A 1782-nucleotide genomic window follows, 5' to 3' on the forward strand; every position below is an offset into this window, starting at 1 on the left:
ATTCCTCGATAGCTCAATGGTAGAGCACGCGGCTGTTAACCGCGCTGTTGTAGGTTCGAGTCCTACTCGAGGAGCCAGATTTTTATATCCCCGTCAGCTATCTGGCGGGGATTTTTTTATGCCGTCGCTTGCCGTCCGATATGTGTGAAACGATGGAATCGTCTCTGATCCCCGAGAACGCGAACGCATGCATAAGCTCGAGAAGCAGCAACCACGCAGAGCGCGCCGAGCGTTGCACGCACCAGGTGCGCAACGTCATAGAAAAGGCCCCGGCGAACCGGGGCCTGATCAACAAAGGAGATAAACGAGAATCGCTAGCTCTCGATATAGTCCTTGAGCTTGCTCGAGCGGCTGGGGTGGCGCAACTTGGCGAGCGTCTTGGACTCGATCTGACGGATACGCTCACGCGTCACGCCGAACTCGCGACCAACCTCCTCGAGGGTGCGCGGATGCCCATCAACCAAGCCGAAGCGAAGCTCGATAACCTTGCGCTCGCGATCGGCAAGAGAATCGAGCACCTGGGTGAGCTGCTCCTGCAGCATCGAGAAGCTCGCCGCCTCGGGCGGCACGACCGCCTGAGAGTCCTCGATGAAATCGCCCAGCTGCGAATCCTCTTCCTCACCGATGGGCGTCTCCAAGGAAACGGGTTCCTGCGAGATCTTCTGGATCTCGCGAACGCGATCGGCGCTCATGTCCATCTCGGCGCCGATCTCTTCCGGAGTCGGGTCGCGACCAAGGTCCTGGAGCAGCTGGCGCTGAACGCGGACGAGCTTGTTGATCGTCTCGACCATATGTACGGGAATGCGAATCGTGCGCGCCTGGTCGGCGATGGCGCGGGTGATGGCCTGGCGAATCCACCACGTTGCATACGTGGAGAACTTGAAGCCCTTCTCGTAATCGAACTTCTCGACCGCACGGATAAGACCGAGGTTGCCCTCCTGGATAAGGTCGAGGAAGAGCATGCCGCGGCCCACGTAGCGCTTGGCAATGGATACGACGAGGCGGAGGTTCGCGCTGATAAGCGCCTGCTTGGCTTCGAGGCCAACCTGCTCGACGCGCATCAGGCGACGCATCTCGGCACGCGTGAGCTCGAGCTCACCCGTCTCGGCCGCCTCGAGCTTATTGGAGGCTTCCAGGCCCGCCTCGATCTTCATAGCAAGATCGACCTCGTCGGCAGCGGTGAGCAGGTCGACCTTACCGATCTCCTTGAGGTACATGCGCACCGGGTCACCGGTGAGCATAACGGTGGATGCATCCATGCCGCGGCTGCGCGAACGAGAGCGGCTCGTGCGCACACGAGACTTCTTCTTCGGCTTCTCCGAGGCCATCTCGGCATCGGCCATCTTGGCGACCTTGCGATCGTGATCCTCGTCGCTGTCGGAACCAAGATCGCTATCGAAATCGTGGTCGTCAACGTCGAACGCATCATCGTCGTCGCCCTGCGAGACGATATCGACACCGCGGTTACGCAAAGCGTTGTACAGCGTGGTAAGCTGCGAATCGCTTACATCGACATCCTTAAGGGTGATCTGGATTTCATCTTCGGTGATCGAGCCGTTCTTCTGACCCTTATCAAGGAGCTTCTCGAGATAGGAGTAGAGCTCGACATCGGTGCTCTCCGACTTTTTAGGCACAGACTCTCCCTTCATAGCACATAGGACACATTACTTTAGCACAAATTAATGTAGATGAGCAGCGCAAATCGTCTAACGATCGATCATTTGTCGTGAAATGACCACATTCCAACCGTAAGGCTCGATGTTTCGACTATGGCAGCCCATG

1 protein-coding gene and 1 tRNA gene are annotated in these 1782 nt (G+C 57.9%); one reads left to right on the top strand and one right to left on the bottom strand.

Features of this window, described 5'->3' with window-relative positions:
- Positions 1-2 precede the first annotated feature (2 nt).
- A tRNA-Asn gene (locus tag I2E26_RS06825) sits at positions 3-77 on the top strand.
- 237 nt (positions 78-314) lie between these two features.
- Here I2E26_RS06825 and rpoD read toward each other — a convergent pair.
- Positions 315-1634 carry an RNA polymerase sigma factor RpoD gene (gene rpoD / locus I2E26_RS06830; RefSeq protein WP_147588375.1) on the bottom strand — a complete coding sequence of 440 codons (1320 nt, stop codon included), beginning with the start codon at positions 1632-1634 and terminating at the stop codon, positions 315-317.
- Between the last annotated feature and the right edge of the window lie 148 nt (positions 1635-1782).

The organism is Collinsella sp. D33t1_170424_A12 (assembly GCF_015554865.1).
Classification (GTDB): Bacteria; Actinomycetota; Coriobacteriia; order Coriobacteriales; family Coriobacteriaceae; genus Collinsella.